The following is a 19,383-nucleotide window of genomic DNA, read 5'->3' on the forward strand; positions in this document are numbered from 1 at the left end:
CACCCCAATAGTCGGATTGGGGAGCTGCTGCCGCACCGCTGGAAGCCGGCGCTGGCATCTGATGCTTCGGTTTGAGGCTCAGCCATAGCCAGCGGATGCGGGCAAGGTGGGATGGGCGGACGCTTACCTTTCGGTCTGGATCGAGGGGCCGGGAACGGCTGTCCGTGCGCTCCTGAGGACGAAAGCATCTGATGCGTGCTATCGATGTCTTTGGCATAGCAACAGAAGAGGCGAGTTCCGTTCTATCACTGATCCTCTTCCTGCCATTCTGGCGGGGCATGGATGCGAAGGCTTGTACGTGCCATTCCCCGCTTCGGTGTCGGTGCACGCTGCCAGCCTGGGCGCTGAGATGACCCTCGATTGGGTCAACGGCGTTTATACCCCCGCGTTACGAACCAGGTTGATCGACCGCGCCCAGCAGCTTGCCACACCCGATTGCAATCCTCCGCGGGATCGGGAGTGCCCCTTATGCAATTCATGAGTTCTTGGGCGGCCGACGACAACAGAACGCTGCTACATTTTTCGAAGTCCACGCTGGAGACCTTCCGCCAGCATGTCCAGGCCAGTGATTCTGACTGCGAAGCTGGCGGGCTGCTACTTGGTTCGGTCCATGGAACTCACATGCTCATTGAGCATGCAACGGTTCCCACGGCATGGGACAAACGGTTTCGCTACCTGTTCGAGAGAATGCCATTCGGCCACGAAGCCATTGCACTGGCTCGATGGACGGCGAGCCAGGGAACCATCCGCTATTTGGGCGAATGGCACACCCATCCGGAAGACAACCCCAACCCGTCGGGCCTCGATAGATCGGAGTGGAACCGTCTGTCGGCCAAGCGTCGGGATAAGCGACCAACGCTCGCTGTCATTGTTGGCCGAAATGCCCTGTATATTGAGTTGGTGCCAGGCTCAGGCCAAGGATCAGTATTCTCCCCTGTGGAATAGCGGCACACAAACCAGTGTCGTCGCAGCGTGCCGCCTTCGTCGGGCCGGTGAACGGAATAGCGCGCCGGGACAACCTTCGGCGCTCAGGGCTCGCTCACAACCACGCCTTCGAGACGCCCTTTCTCCAGAATATCCAGCAACACCACACTCTGCTTTTCTGTCGGGAGCTTGGAGGGAATCTGCATGGCCACCCTGAGCACGCCGTCTTCCTTCAGGGTGAGCAGATCTTTCTCAAGCAGCGACTGATGGATGCGAGCCCATTCCGCAGCGGGAACAGCCAGCACTTTTCGCTGCGCCTCGATGCCGTTGTCGATCCTCTGCGTCTGCTTCGCAGTCTTCACGATCGCTGCCTGATCATCTTGCGGAACAAGTCGATCGTAGAACTCGGGCGGGAGGAGATTGGCAATGGCGTCGGTACGAGCCTGTATCCTCGTCCAGCACGCCTCCTTCTTGCACCACTCGGAAATGTTGGAAATGCCTTGCGGTGGTCTGATGATGTCGTCGTTCACGACCCCCGACACGACAGCGATGGCACTTTCGAGCACCGGATCGACCTTCTGTGCATTCCAGATGCCCAGAAAGTCGATGCTCTCCTTCCTGCGCTTCGTGATGTCACCGAGTACCGCCAGCGTGTAGGCCACGATGTTTGCTCGGTACCCGCCGTTGTACCAGGGCTGCGCAGAAACGATGCGCTCCGTGGCGCGGAAGATCAGACCACGTGCGACAGCCCTCTTGAAATAGAACTCGTTGAACGCGTCGGATGATTTCTCCCACTCGCTGCCGATTCGGGCGGCGTAGCGCGCAAAGTTCTTCTGGGAGCCAAGATTCACCCACCTGGGATGGTCATCCCAGACATTCTCGAACTTCGCGAGGTCCGTCTTCGTGAACATCTGTGGCTTGGGATGCTCCGCCTTGAAGCGACGCTGCTCCGCGGGTGTGAGCTTGGACTGTGCATCGGCATACTGGCCGCGCGCGCGCTCATAGAACCATCTCGTCTCGCGCGGGGCGCCCTTCTGCGCGGGTGCCCAGATCCGTCGGGAAAACCCTTCCATCCGCACATGGAACGGGTGGTTCGAGAAGAAGTCGGCGGCATTCACCCGATTCTGGGTGTTCGCATACTCCGATATCCTTGGAACGACCGTTTCGCTCTGCAGGCTGTCGATGACGGACAGCTTCAACTGGACGAATATCTGGGAAAGATCGGCCTTGTCCCGCTTCCGTGTGTGGAACAGCGATGCCGTGGTCTGGCCACCATTGACGATCTGGAGATCGACAACCCTCGTGATCGCCAGACCGGAATCCGTCATCCCTGTCTCGACACTCTGTGCAGTAGCCGTAATCCCGTTGTTATAGGCAAAGAACATCCCAGGTTCGTTCAGGATCGTCGCCCTTATTCCCTGGTTCACATTGCCGCGCGCCTGCAGGAACGTACGGACGTTCTGCTCAAGCAAACGCGCTCCGAATCTTTCGTACAGGGTCGCCAGCACCTCGGCAGGCATGACCATGAGATAGGATTGATAGGCATCGGTCCCCAGGTGTGCGGGAAGGCAGGCGATGCCCTTGCCGAACATCTGCTCGAAGTCGAGGTCGAGTGGCTCCTTGTGGCTGCGGGAGCTTCGCTGACGATGAAGTCGTGAGATGTCCCAGATGTGGTGAGCAACCGGAACACCTGCCACTTCCGTATCGGGAAGGGCCTGGATTTTCTCGCTGAGCGTGCGCTCGGAAAAGAGAACCAGGTTGACCTGCCGAATGGCGTCCTTGCGATCCGCAATCTGCCTGGCAAGGCCGTACTCCGGCGATGTGACCTCCAGTTCGCCGGCCAGGCCCTTGTTGGCGCTGGCCTCGAAGAAGTTGGCAACACGCTTGAATGCCGCGGCCACTTCCGTTCTGGTGAGCGATGCCAGCTCGTTTCGGGAGTCGAAGTCCGCGATGAAGAGGTCCAGAACTCCTTCGTCATTGAACCAGTAGCCGTCCACGCGCATGCCACGCTGCGCCCGGAAATGGCAGAGCTCGAACCCTTCCGTGAAGCCTGTCTCGACAAGGTCGTTCGCGATGGCCTCCATGAATTCGGAGAGCTGGAAGCTGCCATTGGCTTCGGCGCCCGCCAACAGTTCCTGTCGGAAGTCGTGGAAGAACTCTTCGTCGGTCTGCTCCATCAATCCTCCCCGAAGATGGATGCTTCGTCACACTTGTACGGAGCAATCGTTTCCAGCCTGATGTCGTAGGCCACGTTGGCAATCCCTGGCGGCAGTTGCGACCGCATCAGACGCGGAAATCCGTCACCAACACGATAGCTGCGCACGTCGCTGACGACAAAGCGAGGCTCATCGTAGTCAGGGAGCGGCGCATAGCCGTGCGCAACCAGCTTCCGGTCAAAGGCCTCGACGGCGTCCGCCTCGCCGAGCCGTGCCTGGACTGCAGTGACGATCTCGTTGAGCGATCGAGCTCCTGCCGCGTCGGTCAGACTGCTCAGCCGGTACACGCGCAGGAACAGCGCATCGTTCAGGGATTCGAGCTGGTCTTCCGATGAAATGCGGACGCTGCTCCGCTCTGCGCCAGAGAGCGATTTGACCTCGACGGCTGTGTTGCCAAAGATGAAATCCTGATGTGATCGTTCCGGACCGAGCCAGGCCTCGACGGCGTCACTGCTCGACATCTGCCGATCGATCAGTTCCGTCAGAAAGACGATTTCGGCGAAGAGACCGCGGACTTCCTCGATGGACAGGTGCTGACTCCGGCCTGACAGGAAGGTCTTCCAACGGCGGATGTGTGCCAGAGAGACCGCGAGAGAACTCGCCGAGTCGGTGGCGTGCTCCAGCGAGGATGCAAGGGTGCGGCACAGTCCTTCGAAGAGATCGCGGTCGACCTGCCTTTCAAGAGCGAGGACCAAGTGCTGCTGCCCCTGATCTCCGGCACGAAGATCGACATCGATGCCGTTCACCGTGACCGCGTTCATCCGGTACTGGGCTGCGTGGTCGCCCTGAAGCTCCACGATGAACAGGCAGGCGCCACTGGCATCGCGTCCCCAGAAACAGGGCACGGCCGTTCCCGCCGCAACCTGGCGGACATTGAAGTCCGCTCCCGGAACGGCGATGTCATCCCACGGAGAGGACTCAGGCATCGTAGTCATCCTCCTCGTCAGGATCGTCGGCGTAACCCTGCATCTGCTGGAGCCAGACCTTGTTCACGACGACATTGATGGTCGTCGAATAGTCCCCGTAGGGAAAACTGACGCCGAAGGCGGCGATCGGTCCCGTCACGGCCTCGCCCTTGGGCTCCAGGCTGTGAATCATGAGGAGCGGCTTGTTCCGGACCATACGGTAATGTGTGTCGGATACCGCTCCTGAGCCATCTTCGCCGCCAGCCAGCGTCCTGGCCTCATTGCGTTGTGCGTCGCTGAGCCCAAGCTTCTCGTCGCCACGCGAGGCAACCCTGTCCTTGTTCAGGCGCCACGAAGTGCCGTTCGGCTGATCCTTCCCGACGACGCGCACCTGATTCCTCAGGGTGAACGGGTTTTCACCGCCTGAGCCACCCGAAGGGGAAATCAGCAGAACATCGGCCAGCGGGCGCTTTGTCGCAATCCGTTCGAGATAGCTCACCACGTCCGACTTCTGTCCGGCAAAGGTCGAATGGCATTCGAACCGGGTGAGGAAGTCGTCGATCACCTCGACGGGCACGTCCCTGAAGATGACGCCCTTTTCGGTGGACTCCTCCGGTCGTCCGCCGAATCCACTCCGCCAGTGATCGGCGATCAGCGCAAGGTTCCTGGCATTCACGTCGGGGTCGGTGGAGACAATGTAGCTCTCCCGCAGTCGCCCACTGAAACTCTGCTCGACCGTGACCTCCTGGCCCGATCGCATCTTGTTCGCCGCCGTGATCAGCAGGCTGTCCGGATGCGAGCGGACGTACAGGCCAAAATCCTTCGGGCTGAGGCGATCGCGCCGCATGCGCTTGACCTGCTGTACAAGCTCTTCGGCGGCATCGGCGATGTGGGAGTACCAGTTGATCGAGTCGCGCGAGAGATGGACGCGGCAGAGGTCCTCGAAGCCCGGCCGGTAGCCGAACCAGCGGCCCATCTGCATGAGGGTGTCGTACATCTTCGTATTGCGGTACATGTAGCTGACGGTCAACCCCTCGATGGTCAGGCCTCGGGAGAGGCTCAGACCACCGACCGCGACCGCGGTCAACCCGACTCCTTCCTTCGCGTAGCGGGCGTAGTCGAGCACCTCGTCACTCTTGCTGTTGATGACATAGAGGTGGAGGTGCTCGAAGACGCCGCTGAGGGCAGTCTTCACTTCCGCCCAGGTAAACCCAGCATCGGCATACTCGGCATCGAAGGCATGCTTCAGGCCCTGCATGTACGCGTTTCTTGAGGAAACCTCTTCCGGCATCGCGTAGTTGGCGAGAACCGCTTCCCTGATCTTCTTCTCCCTGAGACTCAGGAAGTCACGCACGGCCTTCTGAACGGGCACGAAGCGCGACACATTGACCATCATTGAGCAATGCTTGCCGGTCTGCCCACGCAGGTTCCGGATGGCGCGGGCGACGATGAATTCGTCGAGTGCGCGATAGAGGCTGGGGGGCAACTCGTGGACGGGATCGTCACGCTTGTGCGCGTACGGGATGAGATCCTCGCAATCGTCGATCGGCCTCACGATCGATTGACTGGTCGCCTCGTCGAGGAACACCTTCTCGGCACCGAAGTACGTCGTTGGCGCGTCCAGGCAATAGATGAAGTCGCGCGGGAACAGCTCCTCACGCACATCATCGCCATAGGCGTCGGGGTTGATGAAGATGTTGGCGAACGGTGTCGCCGTGTAGCCGACATAGCACGATTTCGCGAACAGCCCGAGGATGCGCCGGATCATCGCATTCGTTCGGGTCGGATCCAGATCCTCCTTGTTCGTGTTGATCGACGCGTTGTCGGCCTCGTCGTCAATCAGCAGCATCGGCACGTCGGAAATCCGGCCATCGCCCTCGGCGTTCAGCTCCTTCAGCCACTTGTGAAGGGCCGTGAGCGTCGTGACGTTCTTCTTGATGACCAGAATGATCGGCTTGCTGAAGTCGTTGATCTTCCAGCCGCTCTTTTCCGCCGTGTTCTTGTTGAAGTCCTCGTTGATGTTGGTGAGGGTGGCCGGATGCGGATAGCCCGACGCGAGGCCGACACCGATGTTGCGACGATCCTCGGGATCGCTGGATCGGCCGATGAAAGCCTCATCGATGCGCTGCTGCGTCTGCTTGCGCAGATTGTTGTGAATGCCGGCGACGACGATGATGAACTTGTAGCCAGCGTCGGCGGCGCGTGCTATCAGGCCGGTGTAGTTGGCCGTCTTGCCCGACTGCACATGACCGATGACAAGTCCGCGACGGTTCCAGGTTGTGCCCTCGCTCAACGGGTCCTGCAGGTGGCCGAGAATGCGGGTCGTCACATCGCTCAGCGACTGGACCATCTGCGGTGGCCAACCTTCCTTGAGAAGAAAGTTTCCATAGGATTCCGCATAGGTCCAGGCGACATCCTCACGCTTGTGGACCCACTGATCATCATGCTTCGCAGTGACATCCACCAGCGAAACACCGGCGCCCATGCGCGTGTCGACCGAGATCATCGCCTCGGTGACGATATTGCGGAGATCACCCGTATAGCCGAAGATCGCGGCGATCTGTCTCGCCTTCTCCTCCACCTGCTCGCGCGTCGGCGTCTCGGCCATGTTCGCAAGGCCCGAGATGAGCGCGTTGGCGATGTTCCGTTCTTCCGTGATGACTGTGAGGCTCATGCAAAGGTCTCGCTGATGAATTTTTCGGCCAGTTCGATCTGGCCATCGAAAAGATGCGTCGAGCGCACGATCTGGAGAAAGGCATTCGGATCGCCCGGCCCGTCGCCGTAGAGCACCTTCCTGAGACTCTTCAGGCGCTCCAAAGTCTGACTTTCATCCACCGCCCTCTGGTTGATCTCGCGCGGATGGGTCGAGTAATCGGAATAGATCATCTCCACCGGCAGGGAGGCGGCAATCGAATCCAGCAGGACACGAAGCAGATCCGCATTCTCGGGCGAGAGTCTTGTGCCCAGGGATGCGATGAGTGGGTGCTGCTCGTTGATTGCGAAACGGATGCCGCCGTGATCGGCGTAGCGCTCCCAGAACGGGGCCTGGCTTTCCTGAAAAAGCCTCTGCCCGCGTCCCCGATGCACCGTCACGCTGCGGGCAGTGATCCTGTTGATGATCTGACGCAGGCGCTCCCGCACCGCATGCGGCGGGCGGGCACGGGATTTCTTGATGTCGATGGTCCAGGCTTCGTCCAGACTGTTGGGAAAGTCGATCTGTATCCGCGCCAACTTGGTGGCCTCACCCTTCGGCACGAGTCTGAACCAGTCGCCCCAGGCCATCAGGCGGCCGTTTCGATAGACGTAGCCCCCCTGATTGGAGATGAAGTCACTGCGATCCTGATAGTAGTCGTACTCGGACGCGGACAGACGACTGTGGTGTGGAAGCACGTAAGGCTGCAGGCGCACCTCGGCCTCGCCGATGCGGACGATCTCCTCCGGAAGCACCTGGGTGGCAGGATTCTTCCTGCAGAAGGGGTCGAATGCCGTAATCGGACGACCATTGACGGTGAGAGAAATCCTGGCATGTCCCTTGATCTCACCCGAGAGAAACCGGTGGAAGACAAGTGACAGATGTCTGCCCACCACCTCAAGCTTCTCATTGACGATCTCGTCTCGACGATCCCCTGCCTCGTCCTCCATCAATCGGTCGAGCTCTCGCCAGATGACGGCCGTGCCCCGGGCGCCGAGCCGTTCGACATAAGGCAAGCCATGGATGTCCGCATCATCCAGGATGGAAAGAATCCAGTCGTCGGCAGCATCGATGCGATCCAGATTCCATTCGGCTCCGCAGACAGTTCCATCGCGTGTGCTCACAACGGTCAGCGAGCGACATTGGGAAAACGAGGCTGTCTTCAGGCCAAGGCCGAAGCGCCCAAGATCCTTCGGTGACCGATGCTGCCTGGGGTTGCCGGTCCCATGACGCATCGCATCGAGCAGCTCGTCTTCCGTCATCCCTCTGCCGTTGTCGAGGATGACCATCACAGGATGCTCACCGGACACATCGCAAATGATGTCGATGGTGTCCGCGCCAGCGGAAATGCTGTTGTCGATCAGATCGGCAATCGCAGTTTCGAGCGAGTACCCAAGGTCCCGCATCGATTCGGAAAGGCAGGCCGCGCTCGGCGGATGACTGCGATCACGAGCCATCGGCTTCCTCTTGCGTCTTCTCGTGAGTCACGTGCATGGTAAGCTCCGAATTGCTGCTTCGGGTGTCGTCTTCATCCGTTCGCATTACCAAGTGGAAGCGCGGAGCTGCCATCTCTGCAGACATTCAGGCGGAAGATGCTCAAGACCATGCGCGTTCCTACCACTCCGCAGCGCAGCCGCATGATGTCGAGCATTCGCGGAAAGAACACCCGGCCGGAACGGATACTTCGCTCCCTCCTTTTCGCCAGGGGTTTTCGATATCGACTTCATGTGCGGGGGCTGCCCGGCTCCCCCGACCTTGTGTTCCCGAAGCGCAGAGCAGTGGTGTTCGTCCATGGCTGCTTCTGGCACCGACATGAAGGCTGCCGCTACACAACCACTCCCAGGACCAATGAAGATTTCTGGCGGCAGAAGTTCCAGGGAAATGTCGCTCGCGACAGGCGCCATGCGGAGATGCTCCATGCTCTCGGCTGGCGCGTGGCGGTCGTCTGGGAGTGCGCCTTGAAGCACTCGGTCGAGGAGACTGCGCAAGCGGTTGAGGAGTGGCTGCATGGCGATGAGGATGTCCTGGTGATTGGTCAGAGCATTGACTAGCCCGCTTCGGTAAGCACCGGAAGCTGTTCTGACAGGTTTCGCGGCATGCTTCCCGCCGGCCTCTTCTGTACGGCATCACCAGCCTGCCTCCGCCTCCTCCTGCTCATCTCGTTCAGAAGACTACGAACGATCTTGGCTAGTTTGTGGGCAAGCAACGGAGGCACCGCATTGCCGACCTGGGTGTACTGCTCCGTGCGGTTGCCCGCGAAGACGTAGTTGTCGGGAAACGTCTGGAGCCGTGCTGCTTCCCTGACCGTGAGACTTCTGCATTGGGAGGGGTCGTAGTGGATGTAGTAGTGCCCGTCCTTGGCAATGTGAGCCACCACCGTGGTGGACGGTTCGTTCCTGCACTGCACGCGGAACCGATCCTTGAACGGGATCGCTTCGGATTCCCGATCGACATGCACATTGATGTGATCGGGAAGTAGCTTGGGGGGGAACACATCCAGCCGCGGGCAATATCCCCATAAATGAGCGAAGCTGGCCGAGAAAAGATAGCGAGCAAGATCGGATGCCATGTGCGCGCGCGCTTCATGCTGACAGACACCACCCAGGCTTCGGTCGTGAAGCCATTGCTGAAGCTCGGTTGGCTTCTTCGGCCTTCTATAGCCTCGTGAAATGAAGGCGCCACCGGTCGTGGTGCTGGTTGCCGCAGCGGCAAAGGCACGCATTGTCCCGATCATGACGGACTCGTTTTCTGTCCTCCATCCCTTGACGTAAGAGGGGGCAGCCTGAACAGCCTTGCGCCATGCCTCCACTGAATCGCCACGCGACAGCTTGCTGCGGATTCGGGGAAGATCGTCAATGGCCTGTTTGACGGTGACAGGCCTTGCTACTGGTGCCAGCAACTGGTGTTGAGGCATGTCCAGCCCCTTTCTCACTCCGAGCAGAATCACGCGATGCCTGCTTTGCGGGATCCCATGGCGCTCAGAATGGATAAGGTAGTCGGTGGGTTCCAGCGAACTGCCGTCGCCCTTCTTGGTGAAGGATCGGATCTCATATTCGAGCCCCTCGGTCGGCATCGAAAGATCCGCAATGATCTTCTCGAACATTGGGGCGCCGGAGTGCTTCGAGGAAAGCAGACCCTTGACATTCTCCATCACGAAGATGGTGGGCTTGTGCACCTGGATGATTCTCAGGTACTCCCTGTAGAGGAAGTGCTTTTCATCCTTGTGAAAGTCCTTGTCGTTGGCGCGTCTGGAGCGCCCCGCCAGCGAATACGCCTGGCAGGGCGGGCCGCCGATCAGTACCCAGGTTTCCTGCCCCTTCAGTGCAGCACGAATTTCCCTGTCGATACTGGCTTCGTCGGACTTGCCAAGCTCCAGGCACCTCGCCTCGGCGGCAGCATGCTCGAAGGCGCTGGCCACGGCAGGGATCCTGCGGAAAGCGGCCTCATCGATCTCGCCCCGTATGTAGCTGTAGTAGTGCTTGACGTCCTTGGTGCCACGCAAACGCCTGAACACTGCCCTGAGCGTCAGCGTGCGATGTGCGACAGCATCCTTTTCAATGGAAAGGGCGATCTCGAAGAATGGCTGCCGCTTGTGGCCCTGCAGGGAAGCAAATCCTTCCCCGAGCCCTCCTGGGCCAGCAAAAAGATCAATTATGGGAACTGGCACGCCAGCAATCCTCCCCTTGGTTCTTTCCCGAACGTGATTCGGTTGCCGATTTGGTGCACGCTCACTCTGCCTCCGGCTTCTTCTTGCTGATGCTTTCGGCGATCCACCGATCCAGCTCCGAGCGGCGAAAGCGCCAGGTTCCCCCAAGCTTGAACGCCGGAATCTCACCTTTCTGGGCAAGGCGATAGACCGTCCGTTTCCCGGCTTTGAGGTAGGCCGCGACCTCCTCAAGCGTGAGGATCTCGCTCTCGACTTCAGTCATCCGGAAACCATCCGATCTGGCCTTTCGTAGATTACGATTGCCAAGTTTAGCCAATTCTACCAAGCTGCGGTAGGCGCTGGCCAACTCCGCAATCCCGGGAGCATTGCACGGTTGATCGCCAGCTCGCCCCGGAAATCCGGTCATGCCGTAGTTCCCATTCCCTGCGGCGCAAAGCGAGAGCGCGCCACAGCATCGTGCCATCCGCATCAACGGGGAATGACACGATGGGACAGACCAACCGCCGCAAATCCGCATGGCCTGCGCTTGCCGTGGTGTTGGCTGTGTCGTTCTCGGCGCTGCAGCCTGCCGTCGCCGCCGACAGCCTCGCCTTGGAGCGTGAGCAGCTCGCCGCGCTCGCCCGCCAACTCGACCTGATCGACCGCCTCGCCGAGCACGCCGCCAATACCGCTCCGCAGGAACGCGCCCGCTACCACTTCGACCATGCCCGCCTGCGTGAGGATCTTCAGCGCGTCCGGGCGGGCATCCAGGACTACCTGACGCCGCCGCGCGCCCAGCCGCGCGATTCGGTCGAGCTGTCCGGTGACTACCGCCAGTCCAGCCCGCCCTCCGACCAGGAGGCACCCCAATGAACGCCGCCCAGGTCAGCGCCTTCCAGGCCAACGGCGGCTTCGCCCCCGCCGCCGTGGCCACGGTGGTGCTCGGTCTGGTGTTCGCCGTCCTGCTCCTGTGGGGCGTGTGGGCCATGTGTACCGCCTACACCGGCTGGGCCGAGCAGCGCCTGTCCCAGCGTCAGTTCCTGGGTGTCGTCGTGCGCTTCGTCGCGATGTACCTGGTGCTGACCTATTTCCTCCTGTCCTGACCACCACGAAAGGCCCTACCGCCATGAAGACCCATCCGATTCCCCATCGCGTTGCCACCACCATCCTCGCGCCATTGATGCTGATGGGTTTGCCATTGGCGGCCCGGGCGCAGGGCCTGCCGACCATCGAGGACCCCTCGCGCGGCCAGGGCAGCGGCATCATGCAGACGCTGCAGAACTACGGCTACGACATCGTGCTGCTGATCGCGCTGCTGGTGGTCGCCTCGATGTTCGTCGGCGTGTGCTACCACGCCTATACACGCTACTCGGAAATCCATACCGGCCGCGCCACCTGGGGCCAGTTCGGTCTCACCGTGGCCGTGGGTGCGATCCTGCTGGTGGTCGGCATCTGGCTGCTGACCAAGGCCACCGGCGTGCTCTGAGCGGCGATGGCTGCCTTGAACGATATCGCGCGTGACGGGTTGGTGACCTTCCTGCCGCACAGGCTGAACCGCCAGCCCGTGGTGGTGAGGGGCCTGACCGCCGACGAACTTTGGATCTGCGCCGGTCTGTCCGCGGTGGCGGGGTTCATCGCCGGCGTGCCGCTGGCCTGGGCCACGCACAGCGTCGCCATGGTGCCGACCCTGATCGTGGCCGGCGTGGCGGCTGGCGTGTTCGGTGGTGGCGGCTTCCTGCGCCGGCAGAAGCGCGGCCGCCCGGACACCTGGCTGTACCGGCAACTGCAGTGGCGCCTGGCGCTGCACCATCCGCTGGCAGCGTCCTGGCTCGGTGGGCACCGTCTCATCACGCGTTCGGGGTACTGGACCACCCGGCGCTCACGCGGAGCAGCCGCCTCATGAGCCGTTTCAGGAACGAAGTCCATCACCTGCAGGCCCATGTGCGCACGCTGCGCCTGGGCGCCGGTGCGTTGTTCGTGGTGGCGCTGCTGCTCGGTTTCGGCTGGTGGAGTGCGCCGAGGCAACTGACGATCCACGTGCCCCCCGATCTGCGCTCGGGCAGCACCCGCGCCTGGTGGGATGTGCCGCCCGAGAATGTCTATGCGTTCGCCTTCTACGTCTGGCAGCAGGTACAACGTTGGCCGACGGATGGCGAACAGGACTACCCGCGCAACCTCCACGCGCTGTCGGCCTATTTCACACCGGCCTGCCAGGCCTTCCTGCGCCAGGACTACGAGCACCGGCGCAGCAGTGGCGAATTGCGCCAGCGGGTGCGCGGCATCTACGAGATTCCGGGGCGCGGCTTTGGCGACAACCCCACGATGCGGGTAAAGACGGTTTCCAGCCGCGACTGGATCGTCACGCTCGATGTCAGCGCGGACGAGTACTACGGCGCCGAGCAGGTCAAGCGGGCCCTGGTGCGCTATCCGCTGAAAGTGGTGCGGCTGGACGTCGATCCCCAGCACAACCCCTTCGGCCTTGCGCTGGACTGCTATGACGGCGCGCCGCAGCGCATCGAGGCACCGTCGCCGGCAGTGCCTCCGTCCGGCACGCCCGGCGGCGGCCTTTCGCAGGGAGGCAACCCATGAAACACCACGTCTTCACCATCGTGGCGAGCCTGGCCCTCGGCTTCGGCCTGGTGCCGGACAGCCATGCCATCGAGATCCTGCGCTGGCAGCGGCTGCCGCTGGCCGTCCCGCTGGTCGTCGGCCAGGAGCGCGTGGTCTTCATCGACCGCAACGTGCGTGTCGGCCTGCCCCCGAGCCTGGGCGAGCGGCTGCGCGTGCAGAGTGCGGGTGGAGCCATCTACCTGCGCGCCAGCGAGGCCATCGCGCCGACGCGGCTGCAACTGCAGGACGTGGAATCCGGCGCCATCGTGCTGGTCGACATCGCAGCCACGGACGCCGGGGAAGGCGAGCAGCCGCTGGAGCCTGTACGCATCGTCCTGCAGGACGCCGCCGCGGAGGCCAGCGGTGACACTGCCGCCGGTCCAACCCAAGCAGCGCAACCCGCCAGGCGTCGGCAGACGCCGGTAGCCGTTGTCCTGACGCGCTACGCGGCGCAGAACCTTTACGCACCGCTGCGCACCGTCGAGCCCGTGGCCGGCATCGGGCGCGTGCCGCTGCGGCGCCCGCTCGCGCTGGACACACTGCTGCCAACGCTGCCGCTCAAGGCGCGGGCGCTGGCGGCCTGGCGACTCGAAGACCAGTGGGTCACCGCGGTGCGCCTGACCAACACCTCGCCTCACCGTATCGATCTCGATCCAAGGGTGCTGCAAGGCGACTTCGTGGCCGCGACCTTCCAGCATCCCGACCTGGGGCCGGCGGGCGCTTCGACCGACACCACGGTGGTCTATCTGGTCACGCGCGGCCGTGGCCTGGCCGAGTCCCTGATGCCGGTGCTCAGCCCCATCGATGCCGGCACGAACTTGCCGCCGGCCGCCGCTGCGGGGAGGACGTCCGATGAGGAGTAATCCCCTGTTGAAGTGGCTGCTGATTCCGATGGCATTGTTGCTGGTGTTCGTCGGTGCCAGGTTGTTCTCAGGCAGTGACGCTGCACCTGGCAAGCAGGATGTCCCGGGGCAGCTCACTCCCGAAGAAATGAAGGCGCTCGGCATCGCGGGCGACACCCCGCGCGATACCGTCGCCACCCTGGTCGCGCAGGTCAAGCAGCTCCGCACCGAGCTGCAGACCGCGCTGAGCGACAACCGCCAGCACAAGGCGGAGAACGAGCGCCTGCGTACCCGCGAGGGTGCGATCGACCAGCGCATCCAGAACGCCCTCGACAGCGAACGCCGCCGCCTGGAGCAGGAGCGAACCCAGGCCGCCAGCGACCGGCAGCAGACGCAAGGGCTGATGCAGGACTTGCAGCGCCGCCTGGACGGGCTGTCCGGCAAGGGCGGTGCCGCCGACCTGCCGATCGGCCTTGGACTGGACGGGCATGACGGCTTGCCGCTCAAGGATGGCGGCATGCGCTGGATCGAACCGGATGACGCCCGGCCCGATCCCAAGGGCGGTTCGAGCAGCCTGCGCTTGCCCGCCTTTCCCTCCAGCTTCGGCCCGGCCTCGCCGGAGCTTTCGGCCGCGGCGGAGGCCGTCAGCGACAGGACGGCGCAGGCCGTTGGCGGCACCACCCAGGCGGTCTATACGTTGCCCACCAACGCCACGCTGATGGGCTCGGTCGCCATGACCGCGTTGATCGGTCGCATCCCCATCGACGGCACCGTCAACGACCCGTTTCCCTTCAAGGTGCTGATCGGGGCCGACAACCTGGCGGGCAACGGCATCGAGATTCCCGACGTGGCCGGTGCGGTGGTGAGCGGCACGGCCTCGGGCGACTGGACGCTCTCGTGCGTGCGTGGGCAGATCCGTTCCATCACCTTCGTGTTTAGCGACGGCACCATCCGCACGGTGCCGGAGGACGACGGCAAGCGCAGTCGAAGCCAGAACAGCACCAGTCTGCTGGATGGCCTGGGCTGGATCAGCGATCCCTACGGCATCCCGTGCGTCTCGGGCGAGCGCCGCAGCAATGCCCAGCAGTACCTGGGATCGCAGGCGTTGATCACCGCGGCAGGCGCAGGCGCCGCCTCGCTCATCAATTCCGACAACGGCAGCGTGGCCGTGGTCGCCAACAACAACGGTTCGCTGGGCACGGTCGGCATTTCGGGCAACGAGGCCATGGGCCGCATCTTGGCCGGTGGCGTGCGCGACATGGCCGACTGGGTCAACAAACTCTACGGTCAGGCCTTCGCTGCGGTCTACGTGCAGCCCGGCGCCAGGGTGGCCGTGCACCTGGAGCAGCCGATCGCCATCGACCACGACGCCAAGGGGCGCCGGGTGAATCACCTCATGGGAGAAGCGCATGCGTCGGACCTGGATTGACCGCCCCCTTGTCTTCCTCGCCGCCGCAGTTCTCGCGGGTTGTGCCACCAGCTCGGAAAAGCTGCTGCCCCGGGGCGAGCACACCATGCTGGACATCTGGCAGCACGAGACTGGCGGCTACAGCGGCGGCCAGGCCGGCCGCCTGCTGCTCGACGCACGCCAGGACCTGCGCCGCCCGCTGGCCGACGCTGACACCCTCGCGGCGCCCGCCCGGAACGCGGCCTATACCCGCACGGCAGCGAACGAGATCCAGCGACAGTTCCATCGACTGCCGAACCCCGATCTGGTGATGTACGTCTTTCCGCACCTGGCCGGCACCGACCCAGTACCGGTGCCCGGCTACAGCACCGTCTTCCCGCTCTACCAGCGCGTGCAGTACGCGATGCCCGGCGAGCGGCTGGAGGACTACTGATGGGCTGGCGACTGCCGTGGCCGCGTCGTCCGGCCCCCAGGCCAGTCCAGGCCGACATCGAGCCGGACGCCTGGACGCGGCATGTCGACCGCCTCGCCGCGCACGGCATCGACGCACCTGGCGCCGCCCCTGGGCGGCATCATCGGCGACCCGCGACGCAGGCCGACCACGCGGCGCTCTACGACGTGGCGCCGTCCTTCGCCGACCTGCTGCCCTGGGTCGAGTACCTGCCGGCCACGAAGAGCATGCTGCTCGAAGATGGCCAATCGGTGGCGGCGTTCTTCGAGTTGCAGCCGATCGGTACCGAAGGGCGCGAGACCGCCTGGCTCTGGCAGGCCCGCGATGCCCTGGAGAATGCGCTGCAGGACTCCTTCGACGAACTGGACGAGAACCCGTGGGTGGTGCAGATCTACGCGCAGGACGAAGCCGATTGGGACCACTACCTGCGCACGCTGGGGGCGTACCTGCATCCACGCGCGCAGGGCAGCGCGTTCAGCGAGTTCTATCTGCGCTTCTTCGGGCAGCACCTGCGCGCGATCGCGAAGCCGGGCGGCCTGTTCGAGGACACCACGGTCACACGCCTGCCGTGGCGCGGCCAGACCCGGCGCGTGCGCATGGTGGTTTATCGCCGCACCCCGGACGCCGCATCGGCCCGGCGGGGGCAATCGCCCGAGCAGGCCCTGGCGACGATTTGCGACCGCCTGGTCGGCGGCCTGGCGAATGCCGGCGTCAAGGCCCGGCGCCTCGGCGCGGCGGACATTCACGACTGGCTGCTGCGTTGGTTCAACCCGAATCCCGGCGCGCTGGGCAGCACGGCCGAAGACCGGGAACGTTTCTACGCGCTCGCCCGCTACCCGGAGGAACGGGAAGAAGGTGAGATCGAACTGGCCAGCGGCGACTTCGCACAACGCCTGTTCTTCGGTCAACCGCGCTCGGATGTCGCCCGCGGCCTGTGGTTCTTCGACGGCATGCCGCACCGGGCCATCGTCATGGACCGCCTGCGCTCGCCGCCCGCGACCGGACACGTGACCGGCGAGACGCGCAAGGGCGGCGATGCGATGAACGCGCTGTTCGACCAGATGCCTGAGGACACGGTGATGTGCCTGACTCTGGTCGCCACGCCGCAGGATGTGCTGGAGGCGCACCTCAACCACCTGGCCCGCAAGGCGGTTGGCGAGACGCTCGCCAGCGAACAGGCACGCCAGGACGTGCAGCAGGCCCGCGGCCTCATCGGCAGCGCGCACAAGCTGTACCGGGGCACGCTGGCGTTCTACCTGCGCGGCCGCGACATGGCGCAGCTCGACGCCCGCAGCCTGCAACTGGTCAATGTCATGCTCAATGCGGGCCTGCAGCCGGTGCGCGAAGAGGACGAGGTGGCCCCGCTCAACACCTACCTGCGCTGGCTGCCCTGTCTGTTCGACCCGGCGGCGGACAAGCGGCAGTGGTACACGCAACTGATGTTCGCGCAGCACGCGGCCAATCTGGCGCCGGTGTGGGGGCGCAGCCAGGGCACCGGCCATCCAGGCATCACCTTCTTCAACCGGGGCGGCGGCACGATCACCTTCGATCCGCTGAACCGGCTCGACCGGCAGATGAACGCCCACCTGTTCCTCTTCGGCCCGACCGGCTCCGGCAAGAGCGCCACGCTGAACAACATCCTCAACCAGGTCACGGCGATCTACCGGCCCAGGTTGTTCATCGTCGAGGCCGGCAACAGCTTTGGCCTGTTCGGTGACTTCGCCGCTCGGCTGGGCCTGAGCGTGCATCGCGTGAAGCTGGCACCCGGCGCGGGCGTAAGCCTGGCGCCATTCGCCGATGCCTGGCGACTGGTCGATACACCGGGCCAGGTGCAGACGCTGGACGCCGACGCTCTGGACGAGGACGGCGACACCCATCCGGCCGACGACGGGGATGACCAGCGGGACGTGCTCGGCGAACTCGAAATCACCGCCCGACTGATGATCACCGGCGGCGAGGACAAGGAAGAAGCACGCATGACGCGCGCCGACCGCAGCCTGATTCGCCAGTGCATCCTGGATGCCGCCCAGCGCTGCGTGGCACAGGCGCGCACGGTGCTGACCCGCGACGTGCGCGACGCGCTGCGCGAACGCGCCCGCGACGCCAACCTGCCGGATGCCCGGCGCGCGCGGCTGCTGGAGATGGCCGATGCGATGGACATGCTCTGCCAGGGCGCAGACGGCGAGATGTTCGACCGTCCGGGCACGCCCTGGCCCGAGGCGGACATCACCATCGTGGATCTGGCCACCTTCGCGCGCGAGGGCTACAACGCGCAGCTCTCCATTGCCTACATCTCGCTGATCAACACGGTGAACAATATCGCCGAGCGCGACCAGTTCCTGGGCCGGCCGATCATCAACGTCACCGACGAAGGCCACATCATCACCAAGAACCCTCTGCTCGCGCCCTACGTGGTCAAGATCACCAAGATGTGGCGCAAGCTCGGTGCGTGGTACTGGCTGGCGACGCAGAACATCGACGACCTGCCCAAGGCCGCCGAGCCCATGCTCAACATGATCGAGTGGTGGATCTGCCTGTCGATGCCGCCCGACGAGGTGGAGAAGATCGCCCGGTTCCGCGAACTTTCGCCCGCGCAGAAGGCGCTGATGCTTTCCGCGCGCAAGGAGGCGGGCAAGTTCAGCGAGGGCGTCATCCTGTCCAAGTCGATGGAAGTGCTGTTCCGCGCCGTGCCGCCCAGCCTCTATCTGGCCCTTGCGCAGACCGAACCGGAAGAAAAAGCCGAGCGCTACCAGCTCATGCGCCAGTACGGCATCGGCGAACTGGATGCCGCCTTCAAGGTGGCCGAAAAGATCGACCAGGCGCGTGGCATCGCATCACCGCCGCTGTCCCTGCCGAAATGACCGGAGCGCGTCATGTCCTCGAAGCAAACCACCTTGCCGAGCCGATCCCAGGCCATTCGCAAGCGCGCTGGGCGCCTGCCACGGCTGCCCTGGGTGGTCGCCGGCATCCTTGTAGTCGGCCTGCTGGGCTGGCTCCTGTACCGCACGCCCGGTGCGCCGGCACCACGCACGGGGCCTGAGGCCGCGCAGGCGCATCCGGCCGGCCCACCCTGGCGTCACGGCCCAGCCGATGCTCGCTTCACGCTGACGCTGTACGCCGACCTGGAGTGTCCGTTCTGCAAGGCCTACTACCCGACCCTGATGGCCTGGATCGATGCCCATCCCGAGGCCAGCCTGCGGTGGCATCACCTGCCGCTGGCGATGCACGATCCCGAGGCGAGTCGGCTGGCCCGCGTGGCCGAGTGCGCAGGCGAAGCGCAAGGCCACGAGGCCTTCTTCGGTGCCATCGCCTGGCTCTACCAAAACACCCGCGGCGATGGCCAGGGGTTGCCCACCGATCAGGCCTGGCGAGGGCTGACGACCGCCATGCGGACCTGCCTGGACAGCGACCGCCCCGCAGCCATCGTCCGCGCCCAGGCCGACGAGGCCCTGCGCAGCGGCATCAACGCCACGCCCACCGTGCGGCTTGACGACGGCCTGACCGGGAAATCGCTGCTGCTGCACGGTCCGGTCGAGGGCGATGCGCTGCTGTCGGCTCTGGACTTGGTCGCGTCAGAAGAAACTGTTGGACCCAAGGCATCCGAATCACCGAAAAGCGATGCCGCTCTGACCGAGCGTCGAGCGAGATAGCATGATTGTCAAGGCGGCAACACTTCCCGCCCTGCCGGT

General features: G+C 63.7%; 18 protein-coding genes. 12 read left to right on the forward strand and 6 right to left on the reverse strand.

Annotated elements, in window-relative coordinates:
- Nucleotides 1-468: 468 nt before the first annotated feature.
- The gene (locus FK527_RS15480) at nucleotides 469-945 is read left to right on the forward strand and encodes a Mov34/MPN/PAD-1 family protein (protein ID WP_050411167.1); all 477 of its coding nucleotides are present in this window, start codon (nucleotides 469-471) and stop codon (nucleotides 943-945) included.
- A gap of 83 nt (nucleotides 946-1,028) precedes the next feature.
- Here the strand turns inward: FK527_RS15480 and FK527_RS15485 are convergent, their stop codons facing one another.
- Genes FK527_RS15485 through FK527_RS15500 form a run of 4 tightly spaced genes read right to left on the reverse strand, consistent with a single transcriptional unit; the run spans nucleotide 1,029 to nucleotide 8,194 of the window.
- Nucleotides 1,029-3,101, reverse strand: a complete 2,073-nt coding sequence (locus FK527_RS15485) for an AIPR family protein (protein WP_144735378.1) — start codon at nucleotides 3,099-3,101, stop codon at nucleotides 1,029-1,031.
- Complete coding sequence (locus FK527_RS15490; protein WP_144735380.1) at nucleotides 3,101-4,066, reverse strand: PD-(D/E)XK motif protein; 966 nt, start codon at nucleotides 4,064-4,066, stop codon at nucleotides 3,101-3,103. Before FK527_RS15490 ends, FK527_RS15485 begins: the two co-directional genes overlap by 1 nt.
- Nucleotides 4,059-6,719 (reverse strand): Z1 domain-containing protein, encoded by a 2,661-nt coding sequence (locus FK527_RS15495; RefSeq protein WP_144735382.1) that lies wholly within the window; start codon nucleotides 6,717-6,719, stop codon nucleotides 4,059-4,061. The genes FK527_RS15490 and FK527_RS15495 overlap by 8 nt, the downstream gene beginning before the upstream one ends.
- Nucleotides 6,716-8,194, reverse strand: a complete 1,479-nt coding sequence (locus FK527_RS15500) for an ATP-binding protein (protein ID WP_124086383.1) — start codon at nucleotides 8,192-8,194, stop codon at nucleotides 6,716-6,718. Before FK527_RS15500 ends, FK527_RS15495 begins: the two co-directional genes overlap by 4 nt.
- A 135-nt stretch (nucleotides 8,195-8,329) precedes the next feature.
- Between FK527_RS15500 and FK527_RS15505 the strand changes: the two genes are divergently transcribed.
- Nucleotides 8,330-8,788 (forward strand): very short patch repair endonuclease, encoded by a 459-nt coding sequence (locus FK527_RS15505; protein WP_009397211.1) that lies wholly within the window; start codon nucleotides 8,330-8,332, stop codon nucleotides 8,786-8,788.
- Here the strand turns inward: FK527_RS15505 and FK527_RS15510 are convergent.
- A complete protein-coding gene (locus tag FK527_RS15510) occupies nucleotides 8,785-10,404 on the reverse strand; it encodes a DNA cytosine methyltransferase (RefSeq protein ID WP_124086385.1) in 1,620 nt (539 codons plus the stop codon). The genes FK527_RS15505 and FK527_RS15510 overlap by 4 nt on opposite strands.
- Nucleotides 10,405-10,465: 61 nt before the next feature.
- Nucleotides 10,466-10,810 carry a helix-turn-helix domain-containing protein gene (locus FK527_RS17830; protein WP_425328440.1) on the reverse strand — a complete coding sequence of 115 codons (345 nt, stop codon included), beginning with the start codon at nucleotides 10,808-10,810 and terminating at the stop codon, nucleotides 10,466-10,468.
- Between the two features lie 80 nt (nucleotides 10,811-10,890).
- Between FK527_RS17830 and FK527_RS15520 the strand changes: the two genes are divergently transcribed.
- The 10 genes from FK527_RS15520 to FK527_RS15565 all read left to right on the forward strand — a co-directional run bounded on the left by FK527_RS15520 (nucleotide 10,891) and on the right by FK527_RS15565 (nucleotide 19,344).
- Nucleotides 10,891-11,256, forward strand: coding sequence for an integrative conjugative element protein, RAQPRD family (locus FK527_RS15520; protein ID WP_124086387.1), 366 nt, complete (start codon nucleotides 10,891-10,893; stop codon nucleotides 11,254-11,256).
- Nucleotides 11,253-11,486, forward strand: a complete 234-nt coding sequence (locus tag FK527_RS15525) for a TIGR03758 family integrating conjugative element protein (RefSeq protein ID WP_144735384.1) — start codon at nucleotides 11,253-11,255, stop codon at nucleotides 11,484-11,486. The genes FK527_RS15520 and FK527_RS15525 overlap by 4 nt, the downstream gene beginning before the upstream one ends.
- 77 nt (nucleotides 11,487-11,563) lie before the next feature.
- Nucleotides 11,564-11,869 (forward strand): TIGR03745 family integrating conjugative element membrane protein, encoded by a 306-nt coding sequence (locus FK527_RS15530; protein ID WP_245540490.1) that lies wholly within the window; start codon nucleotides 11,564-11,566, stop codon nucleotides 11,867-11,869.
- A 6-nt stretch (nucleotides 11,870-11,875) separates the two neighbouring features.
- Nucleotides 11,876-12,286: a TIGR03750 family conjugal transfer protein gene (locus tag FK527_RS15535; RefSeq protein ID WP_144735386.1), complete on the forward strand. Its 411-nt coding sequence runs from the start codon at nucleotides 11,876-11,878 to the stop codon at nucleotides 12,284-12,286.
- Nucleotides 12,283-12,972, forward strand: a complete 690-nt coding sequence (locus FK527_RS15540; protein WP_032958271.1) for a PFL_4703 family integrating conjugative element protein — start codon at nucleotides 12,283-12,285, stop codon at nucleotides 12,970-12,972. Before FK527_RS15535 ends, FK527_RS15540 begins: the two co-directional genes overlap by 4 nt.
- Entirely contained in the window at nucleotides 12,969-13,856 is an 888-nt protein-coding gene (locus tag FK527_RS15545; RefSeq protein WP_144735388.1) for a TIGR03749 family integrating conjugative element protein, read from the forward strand. Before FK527_RS15540 ends, FK527_RS15545 begins: the two co-directional genes overlap by 4 nt.
- Nucleotides 13,846-15,264, forward strand: coding sequence for a TIGR03752 family integrating conjugative element protein (locus FK527_RS15550; RefSeq protein WP_144735390.1), 1,419 nt, complete (start codon nucleotides 13,846-13,848; stop codon nucleotides 15,262-15,264). The genes FK527_RS15545 and FK527_RS15550 overlap by 11 nt, the downstream gene beginning before the upstream one ends.
- A complete protein-coding gene (locus FK527_RS15555; protein ID WP_032972565.1) occupies nucleotides 15,245-15,676 on the forward strand; it encodes a TIGR03751 family conjugal transfer lipoprotein in 432 nt (143 codons plus the stop codon). Before FK527_RS15550 ends, FK527_RS15555 begins: the two co-directional genes overlap by 20 nt.
- On the forward strand, nucleotides 15,676-18,555 hold the full coding sequence (locus FK527_RS15560; protein WP_144735392.1) for a conjugative transfer ATPase: 2,880 nt from the start codon (nucleotides 15,676-15,678) through the stop codon (nucleotides 18,553-18,555). Before FK527_RS15555 ends, FK527_RS15560 begins: the two co-directional genes overlap by 1 nt.
- 12 nt (nucleotides 18,556-18,567) lie before the next feature.
- Entirely contained in the window at nucleotides 18,568-19,344 is a 777-nt protein-coding gene (locus FK527_RS15565) for a DsbA family protein (RefSeq protein WP_144735394.1), read from the forward strand.
- The last annotated feature ends 39 nt before the right edge of the window (nucleotides 19,345-19,383 follow it).

Origin of the sequence: Extensimonas perlucida (genome assembly GCF_007655255.1) — a bacterium.
Lineage (GTDB): Bacteria > Pseudomonadota > Gammaproteobacteria > Burkholderiales > Burkholderiaceae_C > Extensimonas > Extensimonas perlucida.